Genomic DNA, 25,595 nt, shown 5'->3' on the forward strand with positions numbered 1-25,595 from the left:
TGCCTCTTTTTAAACTATAAAAGTAGGTGAACGCATGCAAATTTTAGTGGTAGATGATGATGCATTTATTCGGAAATTAATTGGCATTCATCTTAAGAAAGAAGGCTACACTGCACATTTTGCAAGTGATGGTATAGAGGCACTGATATTGCTTTCAGAACATGATTTTGATTTAGCAATCGTCGATGTGATGATGCCAAAAATGGACGGTATTCAATTAACAAAGCGTTTGACTGAACAGGATATACCTGTGTTAATGCTAACGGCGAAAGCAACATTAGATGATAAAGAAAAAGGCTTTTTAGCAGGAGCCGATGATTATATGATCAAACCGTTTGAACCTAAAGAGCTCTTGTTTCGAGTGCGTGCCATATTACGCCGCTTTCAAAAAATGGAGCGGGGCATAACAAAAATTGCGAATATGATGATTGACCGTCAAACATTTGAGGTGAAGGTAGGGGAGCAGGGGTTACTGTTACCGTTAAAGGAGTTTGAATTATTAAGTATTTTATGTAGTCGTCCAGAAGTTGTGTTTTCACGCAATCAGCTAATGGAGCATGTGTGGGGGTATGATTATGATGGAGATGATTTTACCCTGACAACGCATATTAAGCGTCTACGTACCCGTTTAGAAGAGGTAAACGCGAACGTAAAAATTCAAACGGTGCGCGGTATTGGTTATAAGGTTGAAGAAATAAAATGAAAACATTATATAAGCAGTATATTATTGTGACACTAGTGGTCATTGTAGCAAGCATTACACTGTCAATGCTATTGCTTGGCCAAATTTATAATGCGCAAATACGTCCTGATACGGATGAGGAAAACTTTGAAGTGGCGCAAGAAGTAAAGCAAATCTTAAATGCTATGCCAGAGGAAAGCTACGACGCATATTTCCAGGCAGTTGCCAAGTTAGGATATCAAGTAACGATTGCAAACGAATCGGGGCAAATGACACATTACGGGTCAGCGTTTAAAAAAAATGAATTGAATAGAGCGATGCGTGCAATTATCGGTACAGAAAATGTTTATCACGGCATTCAAGGGTATAAGGAAAGATTTTTCTTTATGAACCATTTTGCGAATGATGTGCAAAATACAATTGGTGTTTCGATTTCATTGAGTGGAGAGCCTCATGCGCTATTTATTCGTCAAGATAATGCGACATTGTTTTCAGAAATGCATTTTTTAATTGTTGGCGTGATTATCATTAGTGGGATTATTATTTTAGGCACGATGATTTTTTTAGCGCGACAGCTTGTACAGCCGCTAAAGCAATTACAAAAGGCAACGGAACAAATCGCGCAAGAAAACTATGATATTCAGTTAACTATTGAACGTGATGATGAACTTGGAATGCTTGCCACTCAGTTTCAAAAGATGGCAAAGCGTCTAGCGGAAAATGATCAGACAAAAAAGGATTTCATAAATAATGTGTCACATGATTTTCAATCGCCGCTGCTCAACATTCAAGGCTATGCTAATGTGTTGAAGGATGGGGAGAACACCGAGGAAGAGCGAGTTCAATACTTAGGAATTATAGAGCAGGAAACGAAGCGATTATCGGCGCTAACGAAGCAACTTCTATTATTAAGCTCGCTTGATCAAAAAAGCTTACCGATTGATAAAACGTATTTTTCACTTGATCAACAGTTGAAGGAACGTTTATTTTCGAAGCGTTGGAAATTGGAAGATAAGCAATTGGAGCTGATTTATGAATTAGAGCCGGTTGAAATTTATGCAGATCAGCATTTACTTGAGCAAGTATGGGATAATTTGTTATCCAATGCGATTCGTTATAGTGAGGGGGGCAGTAAAATTGCTGTAACGTGCAGTAAAAAAGAGGGTTTTGTGCAAGTCGTCATTCAAGATAACGGCATCGGTATTCCTAAAGAAGCGCTCGAAAAGGTAAAGGAGCGTTTTTACAGAGTTGATCCATCACGTTCTAGTCAAAGTAGTGGTTTAGGACTTGCAATCGTCACGGAAATTGTGAAGCGTCATGACGGAGAGTTTATTATTGAAAGTAAGCTGGGAAAAGGCACGAAAGTAACAGTGCGCTTTAAACATTAATAATCCGCTTTATGTCGGTGCTATTGCTGTGGAAAAATAGCGAATGAAAAACGTCTAACATCGTACAGGCCTCATTTCTCAACATATAGGAACTATCCAGAGAGGGCTTTCTGGATAGTTCTTTATTTTTACATTATTTTCGCTTCTTCTAATGTAGGGAGTGCTTTGATTGCGCCTACCTTTTCACAAACTTTAGCGCCCACACGGTTTGCAAATTCAATAATGGCTACCCATTCTTCTTGGGAAAGCGTCGCTGTGTCACGCTTCGCCAGTTCATACAAGACAGCGCCAACAAAGGCATCACCCGCTCCTGTTGCATCAATCGCGTTGACCGCAATGGAAGGAATCGTCGTAATGCGCCCATTTTGGATAAATAATGTACCTGCTGCCCCCTGTGTAATGGCGATGGCTTTATTTTTGAATGGCGTTGCCCATTTTAATGCTTCCTCAAAACTATCTGTACCCGCGAATAATAGCAGTTCCTCGCTACTCATTTTAATAAAATGCGCGGCATCGATAAACGGTATACATTTTTCGATAAAGCGCTCTGTATCACCTTTCCATAGATTGGCGCGGTAATTCGGATCAAATGAAATAAAATGATTTTGCATGAGCAATGTTTGCATCAACTGCTCGTAGGTTTTACTAAAAGGCTCACTAAGTAGTGCCGTAGCAGAACCGAAGTGAATAATATCCATGGCCATGAGCTTTTGTAAATGCAAGTCTTCAATGCGTAGCAGCTCATCAGCCCCACGATTAAAAATAAAGTCGCGCTCGCCACCGATTTCGCGCGAGACAAAAGCAAGTGTTGTTGGTGCAGAAGAGTCAAAAATGAGCTGTTCCGTGCAAACGCCTGCCTGTTGCAAGGTTTGTTGTAAAAAGTGACCAAACGCATCATCGCCTACTTTACCGCAAAAGTAAGCGTTTCCACCGAGCTTGGCAATAGCTGCTGCGACATTTGCTGGAGCTCCACCTGCCTGTTTTTCAAACGTTGTTGCTTCTATAAGAGATTGCTGAATTTCAGTCGTAAAAAAATCGATTAATAATTCGCCAATGCAAAGAATTTTTTTCAAAAGAGAGTCCTCCTAATTATCATCATCCTTTAAATTTTGGCATAAACACAACTAAATTAAAAATAATTACGCTGACATTGCGTTATAAAATGTATAAAAATAACAATAATGTGTCGGCTTACTAGGTTGTTATCCACTGAAATACAAAAACACCTTCACAATGAAGTGAAGGTGTTCAAAAGCTCAATATTAGCTAGCATGCTTATGTAAGCAGCCACATTGCCGTAGTTATTATAGAAAGTTTTAAACCACCACTCCTCAAAGTGGGTGTTCGCAAATGTTATCTTGTCTATCCCAGAGTCAAAAGAGTCCGGGCACGCCATTCCAACATCGATGTAAAACTCCCTGTATAAGTATAAAGGTTAAAACTTAATATTCGTACGTACAACGTAGCCTTATTGTTATCATATAGTAAGTGTTTGTGCATTGCAAGAAAGTATGTTTTCGAAAAAAAGTCAAATAATTTGAATGCATTTATTGAATATCGTGTACCGTAATTTCTGAATTCGCTTGGAATTGTAGGCTATATTTTCTTTGGTAGTAGATGTCAGCATAGCCTTCCTTTTTACCGTCGCGATTATCGACTTTTTCGTCCATATAAATGAAAACCGAGTCATAGCGAAGTTCATCTGCATCAAGTGCAGCTTGAATCTCCTTTACCGTCTTTAAAAAAGCTTCCTTCGATTCACCTTTATACAAAGCAAATTCAATCGTGATCGAAGGGGCGACAGGTACATCAACAGTCGGTGTCCATTCTTTTTGTGGGAACTGTTTTGGCACCTCAATAGAATAGCTGACACCACCGCTAAAAACGTCTGCTAATAATTTTTTTACGTAGCTGGACCCTTGCACACTCCATAGAGATGACATGCCTTCATCCTTCGAGTCGTAATGGAGCGTTGCTGTTTCTATGGATATTGGGCTATATTTTGGTCCAATTTCAATTGAATAAGTCCAATTGTTTGGCGGCTCATAAAAAGTGACATCAAACATATACGTGCCCGATTTAAAATTATAGCCACCTTTTTCTATTTGAACATTTGTATCGGTATAGGTTTCGGTTAAATGCTTCTTCAACGTAGATTTGGCGATTTGTTTGGATATAAAATTGCCGTTAAATTCATTATAGCCAAAAAGTACAAAGCCCGTAATGATGAGTGCAGGTATAATAAAAAGCCATTTTTTCATGAGGCATCCTCCTTTTTAAATGCTTGAATAAGTAGTTTTACAACAATGACACCGAGTATCGTAAATAGGGTATGGATGAAGGCTGTGAAGATACAACCCCAAACGGTATTCAGAACTAATGACAACGCAGAGGAATAATGCTCAATTTGCTGTGTATACCAATTCGAATAGGAGCCGAAAGATTGAATCGTTGCATAAATAGACCAAATCAAGATTGGTAAAAATGAGAGTAACAGCGTCAGCAGTACATGGCGATAAAAATAAAATGTAACAGCGCCTAAAATGAAATAAGACAAAATAAAGGCAAAGCTCTCATTTAATAAAGACGTATTGATGGCAAAAACAAAGGATAGCACAACGAATAGGAGCTGATAAATCGTCAGTTTCACTTGGACATGCTTCATCATTGCGGAAGCAGATTTTTTAGGTGGTATTAATTGTGGCATTGCTTCCATCACATTAGAAGTAAGGTTTCGGCAGTTGGTACAGTTTGATAAATGCTGCTTGATCCATTGCTCCGTTTCCTGGTGCACGAGTTTTTCTTCATATAAAGGCAATAAATCTTCGACGATTTTACAGGCATTCATGATATATCCTCCTCTCGCTGTAACTTGATTTTTTGTCGGTGAAAATTGACACGTACATAGTTTTCGCTGAGCTCAAGCAAATCGCCAATTTCCTTAAAGCTGAGTTCGCCAAAAATTCGGAGTAGCACAATGTCCTTAAATGGAGGGGCGAGCTGCTCGATTTTGAGTAACAGCCGTTTCGATTCCTCTTTTAGTTCAACCAATTGCTCGATCGTAAACAATGGTACGGCTGGCTGTAATTCGATTTTAGTTAATAAGTTTTTTTCATAGTTCTTTTTGCGATAATGTTTTTTTAATAAATTGTTGGCGATCTTAAATAACCAAGTCGAAAGGGCAGCTTCTCCGCGATATGTATGAATCGATTTTGTAGCTTCGTAAAAAACATCCTGCGTTAAATCTTCAGCGATGGCTGAGTTAGACGTTTTAATATAGAAGAAAGCGTAAAGCTTTGGCTGTAACTCCCGATAAATTTGCGCTAACGCATCCACTCAGTTCACCTCTCAAAATGATCTTCACTAGTATAGTACCTTCAATGGAGGTTTCGTTACAAAAAAGTCAAAATAAAAAAGCCTTCCTGCCATTTCGGAAGCCTTTGTAGTTAGTCTATATGCTGTTTTAAAATGCTTTCAGTGAGCTCTGCAATATCGATGACCGTTTTTTCAGCGACTGCATCCGTTAAAATTTCGTTGCGGAAGTATTGGACACTTGTTGGTAAGTTGATGAGCAGCAGCTTAGATAATGCAATTTGGTACATATGAACAAATTCTTGGTCTGTATTGCCACGCTTTAATTCTGCGAACGACTCGTAAAACTGATCCAGCTTATCGGCAAATTCGAGTAAACGGCCTTCGATTGTGCCATCCTTACCTTCTTTCATCCGCTCAAAAAAGATGGCTTGCAGGTCTTCTGGGATTTCTTGGACAATAAATTTCTCCATCATCTTTTCTTCAACATGAGAGAGCATTTGCTTTAACTCCACGCTTGCATGTTTGACGGGTGTTTTAATATCGCCGATGAATACTTCTGCAAAATCGTGGTTAATTGTTTTTTCATATAACGATTTCCAATTAATTTCGTTACCTGCACGCTCCTCAAGAGTGGCAAAAAACAACGCATACTGTGAAACCTTCCAAGAATGTGCTGCTACATTATGCTCTTCAAATTTAAAGCGCCCAGGACAGCGAATAATGCGTTCAAGATCATTTAAGCTCGTAAAAAATGTGTGGATTCCGATAATGATCACTCCTTTTGATTGATTACTTATATTTTACTACTTGTTATACCCGAAAAATGTTTTTTTAAAAGTTCTTTAAAAAACTTTAACAAGACATTTACAAAATGGCAATATAGACACCCACAATGTGAGTGTCCATAAAACAGTTAAATCTGGATATCGATTGCTTGCCCTTTGTATGGGTGGGCTGCAGGCGCCGCTTGTTGTTGTGGAAGGTTCTCCATCATTTCAACGACACCAGCTGCACCGGTAGTCATGGCCTTGTCTAAAATACTCATTTGCAATGTTTGTTGAAGAGAAGCAAGTTGAGCAGACATCATCGCGTTCAATTCCATTTTGATCCCCTCCTTTTTTATTTTTATCGACATCTTCCTCAAAAATTCGAATGGTTATTGATGTATTTATTATGTAAAAACACTTAAATTTCCAATTTTTATCGAAAAAAGTGCCTACTGATGGTTAAAATACCGAAAAACTGCGAATGCTGATAGTAAATTTATGATATTTATCCATAAATTTTGCCAAGTTTTTGTAGCGCGTCGTCGTGGGAGCAGTGTCATTAATAGGGACATTGCAATTATTCAAAAGAAACGGGAGGAACGTGAACATTGAGTAGTAAAAAGATACTTGCATTAGCATTAGCATTAGCTGTGGCATTAACCACAGGTGGACTTTTGGCAAAAGAGGTAGCGGCAGAAACGTATACGATTCAACCTGGTGATACACTGTATTCAATCAGTCAGCAATTCAATACAACCGTTGAATCGTTGATGGAACTCAATCAATTATCAAGTGATTTAATTTATGCGGATGATACGATTGAAATCAGTTCAGAGGACGAGTTATACATGATCGAATCGGGCGATACATTATTTGAAATTGCCATTGCCTACAATACATCTGTCAAGCAATTACAGGCATGGAATGGCTTAAACACAGATTTGATTTATGCAGGTGAAGCATTGGCTGTTTCGGGACCTATACAAGTAAAGGACGAAGCAATAAATCAAATGAGTACATCAAATGAAGCGCCTGTTGTAAAGAGTGATCCAACAGAAGCTACCACATCTCAGCGTGTTGAGACATCTGCGCCAACATCGGATGTCGAGCGTACGATGACAGTGGAAGCGACAGCCTATACAGCCTATTGTAATGGCTGCTCAGGTACGACGGCGAACGGTACAGATTTACGGGCAAACCCACATTTAAAAGTAATTGCGGTAGATCCTCGTGTGATTCCATTAGGAACAAAAGTATGGGTTGAAGGCTACGGGGAGGCAGTGGCAGCAGATACAGGTGGCGCGATTAAAGGGAATAAAATCGATGTATTTATTCCGAATAAATCAGGTGCTTATGAATGGGGTCGCCGAACGGTAACAATTAAGATTTTAGATTAATGAATTCAGTCAAAAATGCCATCTTCTACGTACAGAAGATGGCATTTTTTTCTTGGCATAGCTTTTTAAAAATGTGAAATACTACTGCATAAAGGAGTGGTGATATGCGGAAAGTATGGATTTTTAGTTGTGTGATGCTATTATCAGGCTGCAATTATTTTCAATCCGAAAAAATTCCAGTAAGTACTTCAGAAGCTCAATCGGCTAAAGCATTGATGTATAATACGAAGAATGAATCAATTGGCGAAATCACATTTAAAGAAACCGATGAGGGAGTGGAGTTAACGACTAATTTAGAAAATTTGAAGCCTGGAAAGCATGGGATACACCTACATGAGGTTGGTAAATGTCAAGCTCCCACATTTGAAACAGCAGGTGCGCATTTTAATCCGACAAAAAAACAGCATGGTATCGATAATCCATTAGGCCCACATAAGGGAGATTTGCCAAATATAGAGGTAGATCAAGCAGGAAAAGTGCAAGTGAGTTTTGTAACCGCCGATTTTACATTGAAAAAAGGTCAGCCAACGTCAATTTTTGATGCGGATGGTACGTCGATTGTAATACATGAAAATATAGATGACTATAAAACAGATCCTTCTGGAAATTCAGGTGCGCGAATTGCATGTGGGGTCATCGAGTAAACTGTATTCTTATTGGAGTACAGTTTTTATTTTGTATCAAATAAAAATTTGATATTGATTCCGTTGAAAGATCGAGTAGTGAATTGATTTATACAAAAAATATGCATTTTTCCGTTGGTAGAGACTAATTTTTGTATAGATTATAAAAGAGTTTTTGCGAAAATAGTAGAAAATAAAAGTTTATTAGAGTTATATGTTAATTGTCGAATATAAAAAAATATTAATATAATTATTGACTTTAGAATAATTATGTATGTAAAATGGAGCCATAGTAAAGTACAAGGGGGATATTTTACATGTTTAAATCTAAAAATATGTTATTCATGTTTATTTTAAGCGCTTTCATTTTAGTGTTAGCAGCATGTGGTGGAGATGATAAAACTTCAACAGATTCTGGCACTTCAGATTCGGGTACAGATAAAGAAACAGAAACAACGGGAACAGATTATAGCGGCGAGTTTTTAAGTATTTTAACAGGTGGTACACAAGGAACTTACTATCCATTAGGTGGAACGTTCGCTGACTTAATTACTTCAGAAACAGGCGCAAAAGTAACAGCTGAGGTTTCACAAGCATCTGCTGCCAATATGACAGCTCTTGATGCAGGTGAAGGTGATGTAGCATTCGTACAAACGGATATCGCGTACTATGCAACAAACGGCACGATGATGTTTGATGGACAAAAAATCGAATCGGTTTCTGCATTAGGTGCATTATATCCAGAAACAATTCAATTAGTAACATTAGCAGATTCAGGCATTAAATCATATGCAGATTTAAAAGGTAAAAAGGTATCTGTAGGTGCACCAGGCTCTGGTACATTTGCAAACGCAGAACAATTATTAGAAATCCATGGTTTATCAATGGATGATATTAAAGCACAAAACTTAGATTTCGGTGAATCAACAGATGGTATTCAATCTGGTCAAATCGATGCGGCATTCATTACAGCAGGTTATCCTACAGGTGCTGTAGAGGCATTAAATGCTACAAAAGGTGTATTTATCGTACCGGTTGAAGCAGCAAAAGCAGAAGAGTTAATTGCGAAATATCCATACTATGCAGTGGATAATATTCCAGCAGGCACATATGGCTTAGAAGCAGACACACCAGCTGTTTCAGTTGGCGCGATGTTAGCAGTTAAGAAAGATTTACCAGAAGATTTAGTATATGCAATGACAAAGGCGATTTATGATAATACAGATAAAATCAGCCATGCAAAAGGTGCGTTCATTAAAGCTGAAACGGGCTTAGATGGAATCGGTATTGATGTTCACCCAGGTGCACAAAAATACTTTGATGAAGTGAAGTAGTATCGGAAAGTAGAGGCCTCTGGTGCAATTAGCTCAGAGGTCTTTTTTAGTGGGGTGGGACACCGTGTTTGAATAAAGGCCACGTTTTTCCCTCCTCATTATGAAAGCTTTTGAAACTGCAGGTGATAACGATGAAGAAATGGTTAGCCCTTATCATTCTAGTGCTTAGTGTAGTAATGGTATTTATTCCATATGAGCGCAGCATAACGTTTACAGAAACACGGACGGAGCAGCCTGTTATGTTTTATTTGCCATTGGATAAGGAATATAATTTTCAAATTATCTTTACACACTCCATCCATTTAACAGATGTAATCGAAAGCTATCAGGTGCTGCCAACGAATGAACTACAGCTATTGTCTATGCAATACGAAGATGTCGCAATTGGCATGCCAAGCTCAGCAGAAGCGGGGCAAACCTTAACGTATGAAAATGGTCGATACATCCTGCGTTATGACGATGCTAAACTAGAGGAATTTACGCTACATATTGGCGATGTAGATTATAAACTAAATCTGCAGCATAACAATGAAGTAATACCATTAAAGGAAAAACTAACACGTGGAAAATCCTACGTACTAAAAATTGAAAAACTATCATTTTATCAAAAAATGAAAGGAGTCGAATTAGATGAGTAAGGAACAAACAATTAACCCAGAAGAGCTACATGAAAGCTTATCGCTTGAAAAACAGCAAGAATTACTTGAAAAATTTGATATCGAATCGAATCAACGTGATCCACAAAACATTATGAAATATGTTATTTATTTTGGCCTTTTAGCATTTACATTATTCCAATTGTATACTGCTATTTTCGGTCAGTTTCCAGCACAAATTCAACGTACGGTTCACTTAGGATTCGCATTGGTATTTATTTTCCTGCTTTTCCCGGCAGTGCGTAAATTATCGAAAAAGGGCATACCGTTTTACGATTATTTATTAGCGCTCGTTTCGATTTTTGTGGGGAGTTATTGGGTATTAAATTATGAACGTCTTGTACAAAGTCTAGGGAAATTAGAAACACTAGACTTTTATGTCGGGCTTTTGGCGATTATTTTAGTTTTAGAAGCAGCAAGACGAGCGGTAGGATTACCGATTGCGATCATTGCGGTACTATTTTTACTGTACGCTTTCTATGGCCGGTACATGCCTGATTTCATGGCACACCGTGGTCAAAGCTTAGAAGGTATCGTCAATTTAATGTACTACTCGACAGACGGGATTTTGGGGACACCGTTAGCGGTATCTTCTACATTTATTTTCGCCTTCCTCTTATTCGGTGCATTTTTAGTGAAAACAGGCGTTGGTCAATATTTCAATGATTTGGCGATTTCGGTTGCTGGTAAGCTAGTAGGTGGTCCAGCGAAAGTTGCGATTTTCTCGTCTGCTTTACAAGGAACGATTTCAGGAAGTTCTGTAGCGAACGTCGTAACATCTGGTTCCTATACGATTCCAATGATGAAACGACTTGGCTATAATAAAAACTTTGCTGGTGCGGTAGAAGCCTCTGCCTCAACAGGAGGACAGTTAATGCCACCGATTATGGGGGCGGCTGCCTTTTTAATGGTTGAATTTATCGGTCGTAATATTACGTATTGGGATGTAGCGAAAGCAGCAGCGATTCCTGCATTGCTTTACTTTGTAGGGATTTGGATTATGACTCATTTTGAAGCGAAGCGTTTAGGCTTACGTGGCTTAAAAGATGAGGAAATGCCGGATCGTTCACATGTATTTAAAAAGATCTATTTATTAATTCCGATTGTATTAATTATTGTGTTGATGGTATCAGGAGTACCTGTTATTCATGCAGCATTATACGGGATTATTTCTTGTGTTGTTGTTGGAATTATTAATCCAGATGTTAAATTTGGAGTGAAAGAATTTGTTGACGCATTAGTAGATGGTGCCCGTTCGGCATTAGCGGTAGCAGCAGCAACGGCATGTGCGGGTATTATTGTAGGTGTTGTTGTTAAAACGGGCTTAGGTTTATCTTTAGCGAATAGCTTAGTGAAACTTGCGGGTGGTAGCATTTTATTAACATTATTCTTCGTCATGATTGCATCGCTAATTTTAGGGATGGGTGCACCAACAACGGCGAACTATGTTATTACATCAACAATTGCTGCGCCAGCGATTATTGCATTGCTTGCACCTGATGTACCAGCAAGTGCTGCACCAATTGTCATTGTATTATCAGCACACTTCTTTGTGTTTTACTTCGGGATTATTGCAGATATTACACCACCTGTCGCACTCGCCGCCTTTGCTGCCTCTGGTATTTCAGGCGGAGATCCGATTCGTACAGGTGTAAACTCTGCAAAACTAGCCATTGCGGCATTTATTATTCCGTATATGATTGTATTCTCACCAGCTTTGTTAATGATTGATGTGTCCATTGGTGAAATTGTGTGGGTTGTATTTTCAGCGGTAATGGGAATGATTGCGATTGGCGCGGGTGTTATCGGCTATTGGTACCGAAAAGTGAACGTAATTGAACGTCTCGTATTAATAGCAGCCGGCTTAGCGATGATTTACCCAGAGTCTTTATCAGATACAATTGGTTTAATTGTCTTCGCGGTTATGTTTGTTATTCAGTGGATGACGAGAAATAAAGATGAAGGCCCAAAAGTGGCTACTTCATAAATGAAAGCTACATTGAGAATGCATTTTCTCGGTGTAGCTTTTTTAATTAATCGTTCTCAAAATGAGATAGGTTTTATAGTTTTTTAGCATACATTGTGTTTAATCATTGAATTTCGCTGTATTATACGATATTATTTAAAATAATTAAAAATTCAAATAATTGAAAGGGTGGATGAAAATGAAACATGCAACATTGTTAAATTCAACGTTAGAAACGTATTTATTGGATGAGGAATTGGAGTTTGAAGCGCTAGAGCTAGAAGAAACGGAACAGGTAGAACAGCGTACACAATACCCAAGCGGCTTCTTTTCAAGCTTATAAGGAGTATAGAATCATGACACAACTCAATTCAATGTAGCAGCACCTATCATACATAGCGTGCTGCTTTTAATATGCCTTCTATTAGGCAACAATACTGCGGCATACGAAGTTTTTGCTGTATACTAGTAATAATAAATTTAATTCGAGGTGCAATACATGTTGGCGGTAAAATCGAGTGAACAAATGATATTTGATTGGTTTCAGCATTTCCATGCAAATCCGGAAGTTAGCTGGAAAGAAGTGAAGACAACTGCGAGATTAGCGGAAATTTTAAGTGGCATGGGTGTAGCCTTCAAACGTTTTGATGATGTGACAGGCATAGTCGCAGAAATTGGCACAGGTAACGATGTAATTGCGGTTCGTGCGGATATTGATGCACTTTGGCAAGAGGTAGACGGTATGATGCAGGCCAACCATTCTTGTGGTCATGATGCCAATATTTCGATGGTATTAGGCGCACTTCACGCATTAAAAGATGAAAAATTAACAAAACGCATTCGCTTTATTTTTCAACCGGCTGAAGAAACAGGTGGTGGTGCGCTAGCGATGGTTGAGCGCGGGGTGATGAAGGATGTAACGCATTTATTTGGGGTGCATTTGCGACCGCAAGAGGAGCTGCCACTTGGTAAAGTCGCACCGGCCATTTATCACGGGGCTGCTGCATTTTTAGGTGGTACCATTTCCGGAGCAGATGCACATGGAGCGCGTCCGCATCAGGGGAATAACGCTATTGATGTAGTCGTTGCGATTCAGCACATGTTAAAAAACATTCATATCGATCCGTTTGAAGTGTATTCGGCGAAGTTAACGAAAATTGTTGCAGATGGCGGCAGTGTAAACATTATTCCAGGGAATGCTAGCTTTTCAATCGATGTACGTGCACAAAAAAATGAAATACTCGCGCAAGTACAGCGATATGTAGACAAAGGGCTAAAGCAAATTTCTGACATGTTCGAGATTGACATTGCTTGGGATTGGCAAGATGTGACACCGGGTGCGGAAGTGTCAATAGAAGCGGCAGCAATAGCGGAGCGTGCGATTGTGGAAGCGTTAGGGGAGTCGTATTTAGCACCAGCAGTCGTAACGCCTGGTAGTGATGACTTCCACTTTTATACGATTAAAAATCCGCAATTAAAAGCGGCGATGATCGGTATTGGTGCAAATCTAGGACCGGGGTTACATCACCCTAAAATGACATTTGATGCCCAAGCGTTGTTAGACGGCGCCAAAGTAATAGCTACCACATTAAAAATGATGGCAACAAAATAATAGAATGAAAAACGATGCTACCTATTCAGCGTAGCATCGTTTTTCTTATTTAATTGGGCAAAAGCCACAAGCGATTAAGCCGGGAATATCTTTTGAAAAGCAGCAGCTTTTACGGACAGGTTGATTGATTAGCGCAGATGGACTTTGACCACCTGTGTAATTTAGGAATAATGATTTGTCTGAGAAATGACGCCATACATGTTTATCCTCGAGCATATCTAAATCCTCAAATGCGCGGTCTGCTAATGCAGGGTTTGCAAGTAAAGTATGGAAATGCCAGAGCATATAGCCGAAAATATTCTCCCATAATGTTAGAGGGGAAATGGATGTTGTTTTGCGCAATTGGCCAATGATTACGGACGTTTTATACAAAAGGTCGGTCATAACACGCTCACGCTCATCATCCTCTACATAGCGGAAATCATTTGGATTAATGTACATCCCTAATGTATGAATACCGAATTCTGGAACCATCGCAAAGCGTAAGTCTTCTGGCTTTCCATCCCAAATTTCATCATAGGTTGTGAGCATATAAAATTGCATGGCCACAAACATACCGTAGCGGCGTCCAAAGTGAGAAATCGCAGCTGCCTCTGTTGCAGCATTCGTAATGCCCATCATTAAATTGCGAAAATCGGTTAAATAAAAATCCTTATGCAAATTCGCTAATGTAAAAAGTGGACGCTGTGGCTCTTCTGTAAAAATACTATAGGAATTTAATTGGCGTACTTGATCGTATGAAAGTGCAGGCATTGAAATCACCTTTTCTAAAATTAGTTTAACTTTACTATAACATTTCTCTTCACAAACGCGTAAAAAAACGTTAAACTAAATAAAACTTATCAGAAAGGTTGGTTTTAGATGACGAAACCGATTTCTATTCCGAGGCCTTTAGTGCGCGTCAATCAATGGACAATTTTTCTTTCCGTTATTTTAACGTGGGTTACAGGGCAGTACGGGCTTATAGCGATTCCTTTAGTGGCAAATCTACTAGGTGTTTTAACTGGGTTTAATCCCATCATGCGTTTTGCGAAGCTTTTTTTAACGAAGGATATAAAAGCATATATTCCTGAAGATGTCGGACAGCAAAAGTTCAATGCGACTATTGCCTGTGTATGTTTAGCGGGAGGGCTTGTAGGATTTGTGCTAAATATTTCAGTGTTAGCTTATAGTTTTACATTCATGGTTGCACTTGCTTCATTTATTGCGCTTCTAGGATTTTGCATTGGATGCTTCCTACATTTTCAATTGAAGCAATTTCAATACCGTAATTCGTTGAAAAATTCTTAAAATAAATATTGACAATGATAGTGATAATCATTATCATATAAATTGTAGCAAGAGCTTATTTGTAATTCAGTACAAGTAAGTCCTGAGCAAACCTACTTTTCTCCAGGAGTAGGTTCGCTCAGGTATTGCATTCTAAACCCCCTCAATTTAGAATGTAGTTTGACTTTTTCAGACATGAGTTTTTCACCCTTTATGTTTTTCTTCAAAGTTGTACTTCCCGTATCATGCGTAGATGCGGGTTTTTTCATTTGGTCAAAAAACGGATGACACGATTATGTGTGATCCGTTTTTGTTAGGGAAAGCTGCTTTCTACTGGCGAGCATTGTATGGTAGCTATGTAGTAACATGCCGATAATGATGACGGCTAAGCCTGCTAACGCAATAGGCTGTGGTAAAGGAACGCTTAGTAATACCATTTCACCAATCATCGCAAACAGCACCTCAGTTGATTGGGTTGCTTCAACGGCTGCTAATTTCCCTTGGTCGTGGCGCACGCGATCGGTGGCGATGAAAAACAATACCGTCGCAATTACTCCTGAAGACACGGCAACGAGTAATGACTGAAATACTTGGTTCGAGGAGGGCATACCTACTGTAAATGCTGCGTAAATAGCAAGAATAATCCAAGCAGGTAGGGAAGCAATCGTCATACCAAGCACTCGCTGAAATGGATCGACGCGCCCACCACAAAGCTCCATCATTTTACGATTCCCTAGCGGATACGCAAAAGCCGCAATGACGACTGGTAAAATGCCAAGCAGCAAACTTTTAGTTGAAACACTTTGGGCTTGTGGGATTTGAATCATTAAGATGCCGATTAAAATAATGCTCGATATACCAAGTGAAATGAGCGGGATTTTGGCACGAATAGGTTGACCAGATGTGACGGTCACAAAAAGTGGGGCAAGTAGCACACCCGCTACAATTGTGAATTGCCATGTGCCTGAAACGAGCCAGCCCGGACCGAATGCGGCTGCGAATGTTAATGGTGCATAAAACAAAACAAAGCCGACAAAGCTCCAAATGACCCAAGCTCCTGGATGTTGCTTCATTTCTGAAGTCATGATGCGAAAGCCACCCTTTCCGCGAATCGCAACGATAGCGATTAAAAACGGGAGCATAAAGAAATAGCGAAGTGACGAGCTCCAGAGCCAGCTGCCACCTTCTAGCTCCATGGAATGATTTAACACAAATGTGACAGCGAAAAAGAGCGCTGCTAAAATACCGATTAATAATTCCTTCATATGACACCTCACTTTATTTTGGATTAAGAATTTTCTGATAATATTGTACGAAAAAATCGAGGTGAACGGAATCACCTCGATAAAATTTTTTTATTCTAGTTACGTTTTTCAAATAACTGAACAATTTCAATAATCACTTCAGTTGCCTTTTCCATCGTTTCGCCTGATACGAATTCATATTTACCGTGCATGTTTTCGCCACCAGCGAAGATGTTTGGTGTTGGTAAGCCCATGTATGAAAGTTGAGAGCCGTCAGTACCACCACGAATTGGTTCAACGATTGGCATAATATCGAATTTCGCAAATGCTTCTTTTACGATATCCACAATTTCCATCACAGGTTCGATTTTTTCGCCCATATTGTAATATTGATCGTCAATTTGTACGGTAATCGCGTCTTCACCGTATTTTGCTTGCATATCTTGTCCGACCTTTGCCATGAATGCTTTTTTCTCTTCGAATTTCGTGCGGTCATGGTCGCGGATAATGTAAGACATTGTTGATTCTTCGATGCCACCTTCAAAGTGCATTAAGTGAATGAAGCCTTCGTAGCCGTCTGTTTTTTCAGGAACGGCGTCTTTTGGCATTTCGTTTTGGAATTCGATTGCTTTTGTAATCGAGTTGACCATCTTATCCTTGGCAGAGCCTGGGTGAATATTCGTGCCGCGTGTTGTGACTTTTACGCCAGCTGCATTAAAGCTTTCGAATTGTAATTCACCAAGTGGGCCGCCATCCATTGTGTACGCGTAGTCAGCGCCAAATTGTGCGACGTCAAATTTATGTGGGCCACGACCGATTTCTTCATCTGGTGTAAAGGCAACGCGGATTTTACCATGCTTAATTTCGGGATTGTTCACTAGGAACTCCATAGCTGTCATAATTTCAGCGATCCCAGCTTTGTCATCTGCACCGAGTAATGTGTTGCCGTCTGTTGTAATTAGTGTTTGTCCCACATAATTTTTTAAGTTCGGGAAGTAGTCAGGTGACATAACTAAGCCATTTTTTAATGTAATTGCTTCACCGTCATAGTTGTCGATTCGTTGAGGCTGGACATTTGTACCTGTGTAATCAGTTGTTGTATCCACATGCGCTAAAAAGCCGATTGTTGGTACGTCTTTATCTGTGTTTGCTTCTAATGTTGCGAAAAGGTAGCCGTTTTCATCTAATGTAATGTCTGTTAAACCGATTTCAGCTAATTCGTCTTTTAAAACATGCAATAGATCAAATTGCTTCATTGTTGAGGGGGTTGTTTCTGAGTTGAAATCAGATTGTGTGTCGATTTTCGCATAGCGTACTAAGCGTTCAATAACTTTTTCTTTCATGGGGAAATGCCTCCTAATTAAATACGTTGCTTATATTGTACACTCTTTATTTCGGTTTTTGAACTATTTTGAAGTATTGCGTAATGCTAAGCATAAACAAAAATTGTGCGCCGTAATACGTTGACATAATCAGCTCATGTGAATAAGCTACGGGGAACATAAATTTGTTGATGGCTAAAATGGAATCCGACGCAATAAACAGCAGTGCCCCCGCAATCGCTAGCGAGCTACCTGTACGAAATGATGTCCAGCCCATCATTAAAATGACCGACATGTACGCGACAACAGCAACCGCTAATATCGTATCGCCACTTTTGAAGACAGAACCAGCCACCCACACCAGCATAAAAAGTCCATATGCAACTAAAAGGATTTTTACGTAGGTGGGTGTTGTGCTGACATTGGTGGATTGAAAGGCAAAAATATAAAAAACATGCCCAATTAAGAAAAAGCTGAGCCCGATAATAAACCATTGCAACGTATAGTCGCCAATCGCACAAAAAATGAGTCCGATCGAAATAAGCCAGTAATAAGGCGCTTTTATAGGTACTTTTGTCGAAAAGGCAAGCCCGATGAGCAGCAACATTGGAATGAGCTTAAATACCATCTTTAATGAAGCATCGATGGAGTCAAAAAAGAATACATAATAGAAGCCGAAGCCTAAAAAGAATAAAATAAGTAGTTTTCTTGTCATACTATTCCTCCTGTTAATCCTAATTTTCTATTGTTTATGAATCTTTTTTTCTAGTTATTCGTAAATAATACAGAAGAGAGGATGATTCCAATGGGACAATTATTTTTGCTAACCGCAATTGGCTCACTAATCATGACGCTACTATTAGTGCCATTTTCGAAAAAAATCCGCAATAAAGAGTTATCGACTAAGGCCGTTTTGATTAGTGCGGTCATTGTATTTATTGTAAGTTTTATTTCGATATTTGTAACGATTTATATTTCAAATCTTGATTTATCATGGACAATTTTTTTATATGTGTTGCCGGTAGTGGCATTATGTGGTGCAATCATTGCAGTCGGTATGGAGCAAAAAATGAAGTCGTTTATCGTTTTAGTAGGAATTATCGGCATTGGCTATTTAGTATCTGCGCCATTTTTAAATGCGGAAGATAAGTATAATTCTGCTGAAATGCAAGAACAAACGGAAATTGCGCCGTTTGATGAAACGAAAACGCCAGCGAGTGTACCACCACAATTTGTGAAAAATAAAATGAAAAAAGCGTTTGGTCAAGTACCGAATACAAGTTATTATGAGTTAGGGAATTTACAAATTCAAAAGGTAAACGGGGCGTATGTATATATTGCGCCGGTTGAATTTTCGGGCTTTTTTAAATGGTTCAATGGTAAAACAACACCGGGTTACTTTACGATGAGCGCAACGGATTCTAGTGATAATCCAAAGTTTATTAAACAAGAGATGCGCTATATTCCGTCTGCTTTTTTAAATAAAAATTTAGAGCGTCATATGCGTTTGCAGCATCCAACGTTAATTTTCAATGGGGAACCACAACTCGAAATTGATGAGGATGGGAAACCTTATTACATCCGCTCTTATGGTGAATTTATTTCAGCCCGTAATGGTTTTGATGTAAAAGGGATTGTATTAGTAGATGCTGCTTCAGGGAAAACAGAAAAACTCGCATTAGCGGATGTGCCAGAATTTATTGACGGCGCGGTATCACCAGAAACGGTTAGTCTACAAAATAGCTATTATGGGAATTATGTGCACGGTTTCTGGAATAGCTTAGTTGGCAAAAAGGATGTAAAAGTGCCAAGCGATGAAGGAACAGAGGCCAATGTAAGTCCAATCTTTATGGAAGACGGCGAAATGTATTACTTCACGGATTTCACGAGTCCAAAAGAGGGCGTGGATTCGATGCTAGGTTACGCGCTGACAAATGCGCGTACAGGGCAGGCAACGTACTATACAGGGAACTTAGAGGAGTCTTACATGGATTCACAGGGAGCGCTTGACATCATCGAGAAGAAGTTCGTGGAAAAAGAATGGGAAGGCGAAATGCCGATTCTCTATAATTTCTATGGGGAAGCGAGCTGGCTATCTGCTGTATTAGATGCGAATGGCTTCTTGCAAAACTATTTCATTGTATCCGCTGCTAATCCTGAGATTTCTGCGTATGGTACGACACCAAACGAAGCGTTAAAGCTATATAAAACAGCGCTTAGCCGCGGAGGCAGTACAGTGGATGGGACGTCAAATGCAGAGGAAGCAAAGGCCACTGTGGAGGTAGTACGTGTGTATAAAGAGCGTGTGGGGGATTTCACCATCGTATCCTTCCTAACGACAACAGGTGAAAACTTTATCGTCAGCTCAGAGGTTGTGCCGTTTGCGATTTATTTACAAGAGGGTGATCAGGTAGCAATCACCTACGCCAAAACTGGAGAGACCTTCCAGCCGATAAAAGCATTGCAAATTAAAGGCTTATAGCAAAAAGGAGAGCGCGATTTTAGCGTTCTCCTTTTATTTTTTCAAAATCCCTTATATAATCAAGCATTTTCTTGCGACGCATTTCGATATGCTCGTTTGAATACAACGTAATCTTTAAGAACTTTTGACGTTGTTCAGCCAACACTTTACGGGCATGTTGGTATAACTCGGCAGGCTCATGATCTAATATGTATTTTAAATGGAACAGCTGCATCAATGCGACTTCGGGATCTTCTAAATTGCAGACAAATTTGATGTTCCAAATATGTGTGTGTGAAATATATTGATTTACATAGGTAGTGGCTGCTTCGTATTTTATGTCATCGATATGCGGTGCGAGCTGCTGATGGATGTCCTTTAGCGCGGTGTTAATATCGACAATTTGTAAGGATAGCTTGCGTACAGATTTTAAGTGCTGACGCTCCATTGATTTCGCTACAAAATTTGAACTCATTTGAAATCCTCCTGACAGTTTCCTAACAATATTCTACCAAAAATAGTACTAGTGGTTTTAGGTACAATAGATTGATTTTTTTACTAAATTTTCTTGTTACAAGATTCCATTGGATGCTTAATGCTTATTATTTTGCTGCTCATAGTTATGGATATAGTCACGTATCTTACCTTCACGTAAGATTAACTGCTCATTTGAGTAAAGCATCATATGATGAAATTTATTCGTTAACTCCTCTAAATTGGAGCGAATGGATGTGTGTAGGTGAGCAGGCTCAGCAAGTAAAATGAATTTTAGATGGAAAATCTGCATCAAGGCCACTTCAGGGTTTTCGAGATTATTGTAGAATTTGAGATTCCAAATATGCGTATGCGAGATATATTGGTTGGCATAGGAGGAAATGGCTTCGTATTTTGATGCATCGATATGTGGTGCGATTTGATCATGCAGCACTTTCAAATTTTCATTGAGCGTTGCGATCTGTAGAGGATATCGGCGTATCGTTTTTAAATGTGATTTGGATGTAATCGTGATGCTCATTTTAAATCATTCCTTTATTTTTATGTTAAGCTATTTCGTAAAACAGACCAAATCTCCATAGAAATAATAAATGCTTTTAGTTCTATTATCCTGTTGCTATTATAGGCATATATTAAAATAGAATCAAATTTTTTAAAAACAAAAAAGATACACCGCTTTAGTTTAAAGGGTGTATCTTATAATTATTATTTCCAAGTAAAGCCTTGTGATGCTAAGAAGTCTTTAATGAACGGACGTTTTTGATCAATGAGGAAATCGGCCATTTGCTTTGTCCAAGTAGCTAGCTTTTGATTGGATGAACGGCTTGCGTAGTAGCTTTCCATTGTCGCATCATATTCAGCAAGTAATGTATCATATTTTTCCACATCATAGCTGTTTTCATGTAGGACGGCTGCTACCGGCAAACGCGGCTTTGTTTCGTTGCGTTTCGTTGGTGTACCGATAGTCATCGCAAACAGAGGGAACACATATTCAGGTAAATTGAATAGCTCGCTAATTTCTTTTGGATTTGTACGTGCACCGCCAATATAGCAAATGCCGTAGCCCATCGACTCTGCTGCGATAACAAAGTTTTGTGCGAATAATGATACATCCGCAACCCCAACAAGTACGTTTTCAGCAGAATCCGCTACGATGTCGACACCATGCATTTTCCCAGCCACATGTAGTCGCTTGAAGTCTACGCAAAATAGGAATGATGCGCCCGCTGTTCCAAATTGAAATTCATTTTTTGATAGTTCGCCAAGCTGTTTCTTTTTCTCTTCATCTGTTACCCAAATGACGCTATAGGCTTGTACGAAATGTGAGCTTGCGGCCATTTGAGCGGTTTCGATTAAGTCGATAACGGTTTCCTTTGAAATTTCCTCGCCTGTATATTTCCGAACAGATGAGTGACTACGTAATAATTCTCTAGTTTCCACGTGAACATCTCCCTTGTATGTATTGCTAATAAAAAAAGCTTAAAGGATTTCTCCTTTAAGCTTATTTTAGTCAATTTTCGGATTGAAGTCGATTACAATAATCCGAGCCATTTCCAATAAGTTGCACTGAAAATGATAATTAAGATAAAGCCGAAAATGGTTAATGGAATCCCTGATTTTAAGAAATCCTTTGTTGTGAATGCACCGGTACCATAAGCGAGCATGTTTTGTGGCGCACTTACAGGTAATAAGAAACCGAAGCAAATGACGAATTGCTGAATCAGAACGAAGCCAATTTGGTTTTCAACCGGTATTGGTAAGCTTAAGGCTAATGCGATAAATACCGGAATTAGCGCCGAAGCTAAACTTGTTGCGGATGCGAAGCCTAAGTGAATCACGATGTTAAAGATTGTGACTAATGCGATTGTTGCTAAAATCGGCATTGTATCTAGGCCAAGTGAGCCGAAAATCGTATCGGATAACCAAGCGGCCCCTTTTGTGTTTAATAATGTAGTACCTAATGAAATCCCTACCGCAAAGACAATTAATGTACCCCAGTCAATACGGCTAGAAGCTTCTTGCCAGTTGAACACGCCTACTTTAGGAGCTAATAAAAAGGCAATCGCGATAATTGTTACGGTTGTTGTATCGAATGGATGTACTTTACCTTCTGTTGCCCAGAAGAATAAAAGGACTAATGTTGTAATGATTAATGTTATTTCTTTGCGTTTTAATGGGCCAAGCTCTGTTAACTGCTTGCGGATGACATCTTTACCGCTTGAAATATTATCTGTTTCCGGTTTGATTAATTTGATCATGACGAAGAATAAAACAACGGACATGATGGCAGAAAATGGCGCAGCATACATGAACCACTCGCCCCATGTAATATCGATACCGAATTCTGTTTTAATGAAGCCAAGTGCAATTAAGTTTTGTGCTGCTGCTGTTTTAATCCCGATATTCCAAATCGAAACAGCCTGTGCTGCGGTAATGACTAATAATGCGGCAAGCTTACTTTCCTTAGTTAAACCAAATGCCGCGACAATTCCTAATAAAATCGGTACAACTGCACCCGCTCGAGCTGTTGCACTTGGTACAACGAATGCTAAAACGATTGCGACTAAAATCGCACCAAATACTAATGCATTTGTTTTTGTTCCAACTAATGATAATACCCAAAGTGCGATTCGTTTATGTAAATTAGTAATTTGCATCGCAGCTGCTAAAAAGAGCGCCATCCCAACAAGTGCGACCGCCGAGCTACTAAAACCACCTAATGCTAATTTTAGTGCACTGCTTGTCCCCATTTGAACAGATGGATCTTCCATACTTGGTGCCAAACCAAGGAGCACAGCGATTAATGCTAAAATCATGGCTGAGCTAACCGGGTATGCTACCGCTTCAGTTACCCATAAAATAACGGCAAATGCTAAAATCGCTAAGGCTCGTTGACCAGCAACAGGTAAATCACCGTCATTTGGTAAGAGCGTAATCGTAATGAGTGCGGCAAATGCAAGTAAAATCCAAAGCGGCTTTAAATTACGTTTTTGTTCAGTGGAACTTGAATTTTTTTCACTGATTGCTGCCATTATAATAGCCTCCTTTTCACTCTATAAAGTTTTGTTTTGTATAATAATTTGGGTGAAGACATTTTCTAGAGATAAAGATATGACAAGATGACTTGTATAAGTATCAATGTGTTATCTCAACAAAGATATGTAAAATAAAGTATTTGTCATTGTTTATTATAGCAATAAATGGAGATTCCTGATGTTAATATTTAGTGAATTTTATTGTTTTAAAATAAATAAATTACTAGCTAGATTAAAGGAGAAAGATAGAAATATTTAAGTTAAAATAGAAAAATATGCGTTTTTTACTTGGTTGGATTGAGTGTTCAGAAAAAGAGAAAAAATAAATTTCAGAAAATTTATGAATTTCATATTGACGAATGGAAATGTTCTGTTTTATACTGTGAAACAACGATGGAACATAAATCACATATCTCTTATCAAGAGCGGCTGAGGGAATAGGCCCTATGAAAGCCCAGCAACCAGTGAGTGATGAACTGACTAAGGTGCTACGTCCTACAAAATGAACAATCATTTTGGCAGATAAGAGGAGGTTAACTTGCTCATATGCGGGGGACGCTCTTCTTAACTGAAGAGGGTCTCCCTTTTTTCATTTAAAAATGGACCCTCCTCAAAATAACACCGATTTCACCATCGATTAATTTTAGGAGGCAATATAATGACAAACTTACGACCAGAAACATTATTACTACATGGAGGTCAAAAGCCAGATCCAGTAACAGGTGCGATTGCTGTCCCGATTTACCGCTCGACGGCTTATGCATTTAAGGACACTGCTCATGCGCAACGTCTTTTTGCATTAGAAGAGCCGGGGAATATTTATTCACGCATTATGAACCCAACTGTAGGTGCTTTTGAAGAGCGCGTGGCGTTATTAGAAGGCGGAACAGCGGCAGTAGCACTTTCATCTGGTGCAGCGGCAGTAGCGTTTTCAATCTTAAACTTAGCGGGCGCGGGCGATGAAATCGTGGCAGCGGGTTCACTTTATGGTGGTACGTATAATTTATTTGCGACAACATTACCTCGCTACGGTATTACAGTGAAATTTGTGGATGAATCCGATCCAGAAAACTTCCGTGCAGCGATTACTGACAAGACAAAAGCAGTATACGCAGAAATTATTGGTAACCCGAGCTTAAAGGTATTAGATATTGAAGCGGTAGCAAATATCGCGCATGATAACGGTCTACCATTATTAATCGATAGCACATTTGCTTCGCCATATGGTAGTAACCCAATTGAGTTTGGCGCGGATGTTGTCATTCACTCTGCAACAAAATGGATTGGCGGTCACGGTACTACAATTGGTGGTGTCGTAGTAGATGCCGGTAAATTTGATTGGACACAGGGCAAGCACCCAGGCTATACAGAGCCAGACGCTTCTTATCACGGAATTCGTTATGGAATTGACACTCGTGCTGCAGCATTTGCCACAAAGCTTCGTGTACAATTACTACGCGATTTTGGTCCGACTTTATCAGCAGACGCAGCATTTAACTTCTTACAAGGGCTAGAAACGCTTCATTTGCGTATTGTCCGTCATAATGAAAACACACAAAAAGTAGCCGAGTATTTAAAAAACCACCCATTCGTGGAATACGTCAACTACAATGGCTTTGAAGATTTTGCTACACATGACTTAGCGAAAAAGTATTTAAAAAATGGCTTCGGCTCAATCATTACATTCGGTATTAAAGGTGGACGTGAAGCAGGGCGTCAAGTCATTGATAATGTGCAATTATTCTCACACGTAGCAAACGTAGGGGATGCGCGTTCGTTAATTATTCACCCAGCAAGTACAACACACCAACAGCTATCTGTGGAAGAATTGAAAATTGCAGGCGTATCAGAGGAGCTCATTCGCTTATCGATCGGCCTAGAAGCAGCAGAAGATATTATTGCAGATTTAGAACAAGCATTAGCTAAGGTAGCAACAGCTATAAACGCTTAATATAATAGAAGAAACTCGCTTGTAAGTTCCCATTCGAAATACAAGCGAATTTTCTAATAATTAATCCCTAGTATTTTA

The 25,595-nt window shown here is 39.2% G+C and carries 26 protein-coding genes, 1 other RNA gene and 1 riboswitch; of the genes, 12 read left to right on the forward strand and 15 right to left on the reverse strand.

Going from position 1 to position 25,595, the window contains the following annotated elements; translation table 11 throughout:
* Positions 1-34: 34 nt before the first annotated feature.
* Positions 35-703: a response regulator transcription factor gene (locus tag MKX47_RS01585; protein ID WP_340770365.1), complete on the forward strand. Its 669-nt coding sequence runs from the start codon at positions 35-37 to the stop codon at positions 701-703.
* On the forward strand, positions 700-2,070 hold the full coding sequence (locus MKX47_RS01590; protein ID WP_340770367.1) for a sensor histidine kinase: 1,371 nt from the start codon (positions 700-702) through the stop codon (positions 2,068-2,070). Before MKX47_RS01585 ends, MKX47_RS01590 begins: the two co-directional genes overlap by 4 nt.
* A gap of 128 nt (positions 2,071-2,198) precedes the next feature.
* Here MKX47_RS01590 and MKX47_RS01595 read toward each other — a convergent pair whose 3' ends face one another.
* The 7 genes from MKX47_RS01595 to MKX47_RS01625 form a co-directional block, all read right to left on the reverse strand.
* Positions 2,199-3,143 carry a carbohydrate kinase family protein gene (locus MKX47_RS01595; protein WP_340770368.1) on the reverse strand — a complete coding sequence of 315 codons (945 nt, stop codon included), beginning with the start codon at positions 3,141-3,143 and terminating at the stop codon, positions 2,199-2,201.
* Positions 3,144-3,350: 207 nt separating this feature from the next.
* Positions 3,351-3,542: non-coding RNA, 6S RNA (ssrS, locus tag MKX47_RS01600), on the reverse strand.
* A 75-nt stretch (positions 3,543-3,617) separates the two neighbouring features.
* Positions 3,618-4,331 (reverse strand): YfjL-like protein, encoded by a 714-nt coding sequence (locus MKX47_RS01605; RefSeq protein ID WP_340770371.1) that lies wholly within the window; start codon positions 4,329-4,331, stop codon positions 3,618-3,620.
* Positions 4,328-4,918 (reverse strand): zf-HC2 domain-containing protein, encoded by a 591-nt coding sequence (locus MKX47_RS01610; protein WP_340770374.1) that lies wholly within the window; start codon positions 4,916-4,918, stop codon positions 4,328-4,330. Before MKX47_RS01610 ends, MKX47_RS01605 begins: the two co-directional genes overlap by 4 nt.
* Positions 4,915-5,406, reverse strand: a complete 492-nt coding sequence (locus MKX47_RS01615) for an RNA polymerase sigma factor (protein WP_340770376.1) — start codon at positions 5,404-5,406, stop codon at positions 4,915-4,917. Before MKX47_RS01615 ends, MKX47_RS01610 begins: the two co-directional genes overlap by 4 nt.
* A 110-nt stretch (positions 5,407-5,516) precedes the next feature.
* The gene (locus MKX47_RS01620; RefSeq protein WP_340770378.1) at positions 5,517-6,161 is read right to left on the reverse strand and encodes a YfbR-like 5'-deoxynucleotidase; all 645 of its coding nucleotides are present in this window, start codon (positions 6,159-6,161) and stop codon (positions 5,517-5,519) included.
* A 137-nt stretch (positions 6,162-6,298) separates the two neighbouring features.
* Positions 6,299-6,487 carry a putative motility protein gene (locus MKX47_RS01625; RefSeq protein ID WP_340770379.1) on the reverse strand — a complete coding sequence of 63 codons (189 nt, stop codon included), beginning with the start codon at positions 6,485-6,487 and terminating at the stop codon, positions 6,299-6,301.
* Between the two features lie 273 nt (positions 6,488-6,760).
* Between MKX47_RS01625 and MKX47_RS01630 the strand changes: the two genes are divergently transcribed.
* The 7 genes from MKX47_RS01630 to MKX47_RS01660 all read left to right on the forward strand — a co-directional run bounded on the left by MKX47_RS01630 (position 6,761) and on the right by MKX47_RS01660 (position 13,740).
* On the forward strand, positions 6,761-7,549 hold the full coding sequence (locus tag MKX47_RS01630; protein ID WP_340770380.1) for a LysM peptidoglycan-binding domain-containing protein: 789 nt from the start codon (positions 6,761-6,763) through the stop codon (positions 7,547-7,549).
* 104 nt (positions 7,550-7,653) lie between these two features.
* Complete coding sequence (locus tag MKX47_RS01635) at positions 7,654-8,193, forward strand: superoxide dismutase family protein (protein ID WP_340770381.1); 540 nt, start codon at positions 7,654-7,656, stop codon at positions 8,191-8,193.
* Positions 8,194-8,489: 296 nt separating this feature from the next.
* On the forward strand, positions 8,490-9,506 hold the full coding sequence (locus MKX47_RS01640) for a TAXI family TRAP transporter solute-binding subunit (RefSeq protein ID WP_340770383.1): 1,017 nt from the start codon (positions 8,490-8,492) through the stop codon (positions 9,504-9,506).
* A gap of 131 nt (positions 9,507-9,637) precedes the next feature.
* Positions 9,638-10,144 (forward strand): DUF1850 domain-containing protein, encoded by a 507-nt coding sequence (locus MKX47_RS01645; protein WP_340770384.1) that lies wholly within the window; start codon positions 9,638-9,640, stop codon positions 10,142-10,144.
* Positions 10,137-12,149: a TRAP transporter permease gene (locus MKX47_RS01650; protein WP_340770385.1), complete on the forward strand. Its 2,013-nt coding sequence runs from the start codon at positions 10,137-10,139 to the stop codon at positions 12,147-12,149. Before MKX47_RS01645 ends, MKX47_RS01650 begins: the two co-directional genes overlap by 8 nt.
* A 178-nt stretch (positions 12,150-12,327) precedes the next feature.
* The gene (locus MKX47_RS01655) at positions 12,328-12,471 is read left to right on the forward strand and encodes a hypothetical protein (protein ID WP_340770388.1); all 144 of its coding nucleotides are present in this window, start codon (positions 12,328-12,330) and stop codon (positions 12,469-12,471) included.
* 156 nt (positions 12,472-12,627) lie between these two features.
* Positions 12,628-13,740 carry an amidohydrolase gene (locus tag MKX47_RS01660; RefSeq protein WP_340770390.1) on the forward strand — a complete coding sequence of 371 codons (1,113 nt, stop codon included), beginning with the start codon at positions 12,628-12,630 and terminating at the stop codon, positions 13,738-13,740.
* A 45-nt stretch (positions 13,741-13,785) separates the two neighbouring features.
* On the opposite strand, the gene MKX47_RS01665 is transcribed toward MKX47_RS01660, so the two are convergent.
* Positions 13,786-14,493: a Fe-S oxidoreductase gene (locus MKX47_RS01665; RefSeq protein WP_340770391.1), complete on the reverse strand. Its 708-nt coding sequence runs from the start codon at positions 14,491-14,493 to the stop codon at positions 13,786-13,788.
* 108 nt (positions 14,494-14,601) lie between these two features.
* Between MKX47_RS01665 and MKX47_RS01670 the strand changes: the two genes are divergently transcribed.
* Positions 14,602-15,030, forward strand: a complete 429-nt coding sequence (locus MKX47_RS01670; RefSeq protein WP_340770393.1) for a DUF4395 domain-containing protein — start codon at positions 14,602-14,604, stop codon at positions 15,028-15,030.
* Positions 15,031-15,302: 272 nt separating this feature from the next.
* On the opposite strand, the gene MKX47_RS01675 is transcribed toward MKX47_RS01670, so the two are convergent.
* The 3 genes from MKX47_RS01675 to MKX47_RS01685 all read right to left on the reverse strand — a co-directional run bounded on the left by MKX47_RS01675 (position 15,303) and on the right by MKX47_RS01685 (position 18,290).
* Positions 15,303-16,274: a DMT family transporter gene (locus tag MKX47_RS01675; RefSeq protein WP_340770396.1), complete on the reverse strand. Its 972-nt coding sequence runs from the start codon at positions 16,272-16,274 to the stop codon at positions 15,303-15,305.
* 95 nt (positions 16,275-16,369) lie between these two features.
* Entirely contained in the window at positions 16,370-17,596 is a 1,227-nt protein-coding gene (pepT, locus tag MKX47_RS01680; protein WP_340770398.1) for a peptidase T, read from the reverse strand.
* A 46-nt stretch (positions 17,597-17,642) separates the two neighbouring features.
* Entirely contained in the window at positions 17,643-18,290 is a 648-nt protein-coding gene (locus MKX47_RS01685) for a lysoplasmalogenase (protein WP_340770401.1), read from the reverse strand.
* Positions 18,291-18,380: 90 nt separating this feature from the next.
* On the opposite strand from MKX47_RS01685, the gene MKX47_RS01690 reads away from it, so the two are divergent.
* Complete coding sequence (locus MKX47_RS01690) at positions 18,381-20,057, forward strand: hypothetical protein (protein ID WP_340770404.1); 1,677 nt, start codon at positions 18,381-18,383, stop codon at positions 20,055-20,057.
* Between the two features lie 19 nt (positions 20,058-20,076).
* Here the strand turns inward: MKX47_RS01690 and MKX47_RS01695 are convergent, their stop codons facing one another.
* From MKX47_RS01695 to MKX47_RS01710, 4 genes are all read right to left on the reverse strand, one after another.
* Entirely contained in the window at positions 20,077-20,511 is a 435-nt protein-coding gene (locus MKX47_RS01695; protein ID WP_340770406.1) for a hypothetical protein, read from the reverse strand.
* A gap of 117 nt (positions 20,512-20,628) precedes the next feature.
* Positions 20,629-21,051 (reverse strand): hypothetical protein, encoded by a 423-nt coding sequence (locus MKX47_RS01700; RefSeq protein ID WP_340770409.1) that lies wholly within the window; start codon positions 21,049-21,051, stop codon positions 20,629-20,631.
* Positions 21,052-21,236: 185 nt separating this feature from the next.
* Complete coding sequence (gene nfsA / locus MKX47_RS01705; protein WP_340770411.1) at positions 21,237-21,971, reverse strand: oxygen-insensitive NADPH nitroreductase; 735 nt, start codon at positions 21,969-21,971, stop codon at positions 21,237-21,239.
* Positions 21,972-22,063: 92 nt separating this feature from the next.
* Positions 22,064-23,563, reverse strand: coding sequence for a DASS family sodium-coupled anion symporter (locus MKX47_RS01710; RefSeq protein ID WP_340770413.1), 1,500 nt, complete (start codon positions 23,561-23,563; stop codon positions 22,064-22,066).
* A gap of 416 nt (positions 23,564-23,979) precedes the next feature.
* Positions 23,980-24,095: riboswitch (SAM riboswitch) on the forward strand.
* Positions 24,096-24,224: 129 nt separating this feature from the next.
* Here MKX47_RS01710 and MKX47_RS01715 point away from each other — a divergent pair.
* Positions 24,225-25,517, forward strand: coding sequence for an O-acetylhomoserine aminocarboxypropyltransferase/cysteine synthase family protein (locus MKX47_RS01715; RefSeq protein ID WP_340770415.1), 1,293 nt, complete (start codon positions 24,225-24,227; stop codon positions 25,515-25,517).
* Positions 25,518-25,595: the final 78 nt, after the last annotated feature.

Origin of the sequence: Solibacillus sp. FSL R7-0668 (assembly GCF_038006205.1) — a bacterium.
Taxonomy (GTDB): Bacteria; Bacillota; Bacilli; order Bacillales_A; family Planococcaceae; genus Solibacillus.

What these genes read in the sequence shown, in the direction of transcription:
- MKX47_RS01635 (WP_340770381.1), top strand. Translation starts at nt 7,654, where the DNA reads ATGCGGAAAGTATGGATTTTTAGTTGTGTGATGCTATTATCAGGCTGC.
- MKX47_RS01625 (WP_340770379.1), bottom strand. Translation starts at nt 6,487, where the DNA reads ATGGAATTGAACGCGATGATGTCTGCTCAACTTGCTTCTCTTCAACAA.
- MKX47_RS01590 (WP_340770367.1), top strand. Translation starts at nt 700, where the DNA reads ATGAAAACATTATATAAGCAGTATATTATTGTGACACTAGTGGTCATT.
- MKX47_RS01715 (WP_340770415.1), top strand. Translation starts at nt 24,225, where the DNA reads ATGACAAACTTACGACCAGAAACATTATTACTACATGGAGGTCAAAAG.
- MKX47_RS01695 (WP_340770406.1), bottom strand. Translation starts at nt 20,511, where the DNA reads ATGAGTTCAAATTTTGTAGCGAAATCAATGGAGCGTCAGCACTTAAAA.
- MKX47_RS01690 (WP_340770404.1), top strand. Translation starts at nt 18,381, where the DNA reads ATGGGACAATTATTTTTGCTAACCGCAATTGGCTCACTAATCATGACG.
- MKX47_RS01645 (WP_340770384.1), top strand. Translation starts at nt 9,638, where the DNA reads ATGAAGAAATGGTTAGCCCTTATCATTCTAGTGCTTAGTGTAGTAATG.
- MKX47_RS01700 (WP_340770409.1), bottom strand. Translation starts at nt 21,051, where the DNA reads ATGAGCATCACGATTACATCCAAATCACATTTAAAAACGATACGCCGA.
- MKX47_RS01710 (WP_340770413.1), bottom strand. Translation starts at nt 23,563, where the DNA reads ATGGCAGCAATCAGTGAAAAAAATTCAAGTTCCACTGAACAAAAACGT.
- MKX47_RS01585 (WP_340770365.1), top strand. Translation starts at nt 35, where the DNA reads ATGCAAATTTTAGTGGTAGATGATGATGCATTTATTCGGAAATTAATT.
- MKX47_RS01610 (WP_340770374.1), bottom strand. Translation starts at nt 4,918, where the DNA reads ATGAATGCCTGTAAAATCGTCGAAGATTTATTGCCTTTATATGAAGAA.
- MKX47_RS01660 (WP_340770390.1), top strand. Translation starts at nt 12,628, where the DNA reads ATGTTGGCGGTAAAATCGAGTGAACAAATGATATTTGATTGGTTTCAG.
- MKX47_RS01675 (WP_340770396.1), bottom strand. Translation starts at nt 16,274, where the DNA reads ATGAAGGAATTATTAATCGGTATTTTAGCAGCGCTCTTTTTCGCTGTC.
- MKX47_RS01685 (WP_340770401.1), bottom strand. Translation starts at nt 18,290, where the DNA reads ATGACAAGAAAACTACTTATTTTATTCTTTTTAGGCTTCGGCTTCTAT.
- MKX47_RS01640 (WP_340770383.1), top strand. Translation starts at nt 8,490, where the DNA reads ATGTTTAAATCTAAAAATATGTTATTCATGTTTATTTTAAGCGCTTTC.
- pepT (WP_340770398.1), bottom strand. Translation starts at nt 17,596, where the DNA reads ATGAAAGAAAAAGTTATTGAACGCTTAGTACGCTATGCGAAAATCGAC.
- MKX47_RS01665 (WP_340770391.1), bottom strand. Translation starts at nt 14,493, where the DNA reads ATGCCTGCACTTTCATACGATCAAGTACGCCAATTAAATTCCTATAGT.
- MKX47_RS01605 (WP_340770371.1), bottom strand. Translation starts at nt 4,331, where the DNA reads ATGAAAAAATGGCTTTTTATTATACCTGCACTCATCATTACGGGCTTT.
- MKX47_RS01650 (WP_340770385.1), top strand. Translation starts at nt 10,137, where the DNA reads ATGAGTAAGGAACAAACAATTAACCCAGAAGAGCTACATGAAAGCTTA.
- MKX47_RS01655 (WP_340770388.1), top strand. Translation starts at nt 12,328, where the DNA reads ATGAAACATGCAACATTGTTAAATTCAACGTTAGAAACGTATTTATTG.
- MKX47_RS01670 (WP_340770393.1), top strand. Translation starts at nt 14,602, where the DNA reads ATGACGAAACCGATTTCTATTCCGAGGCCTTTAGTGCGCGTCAATCAA.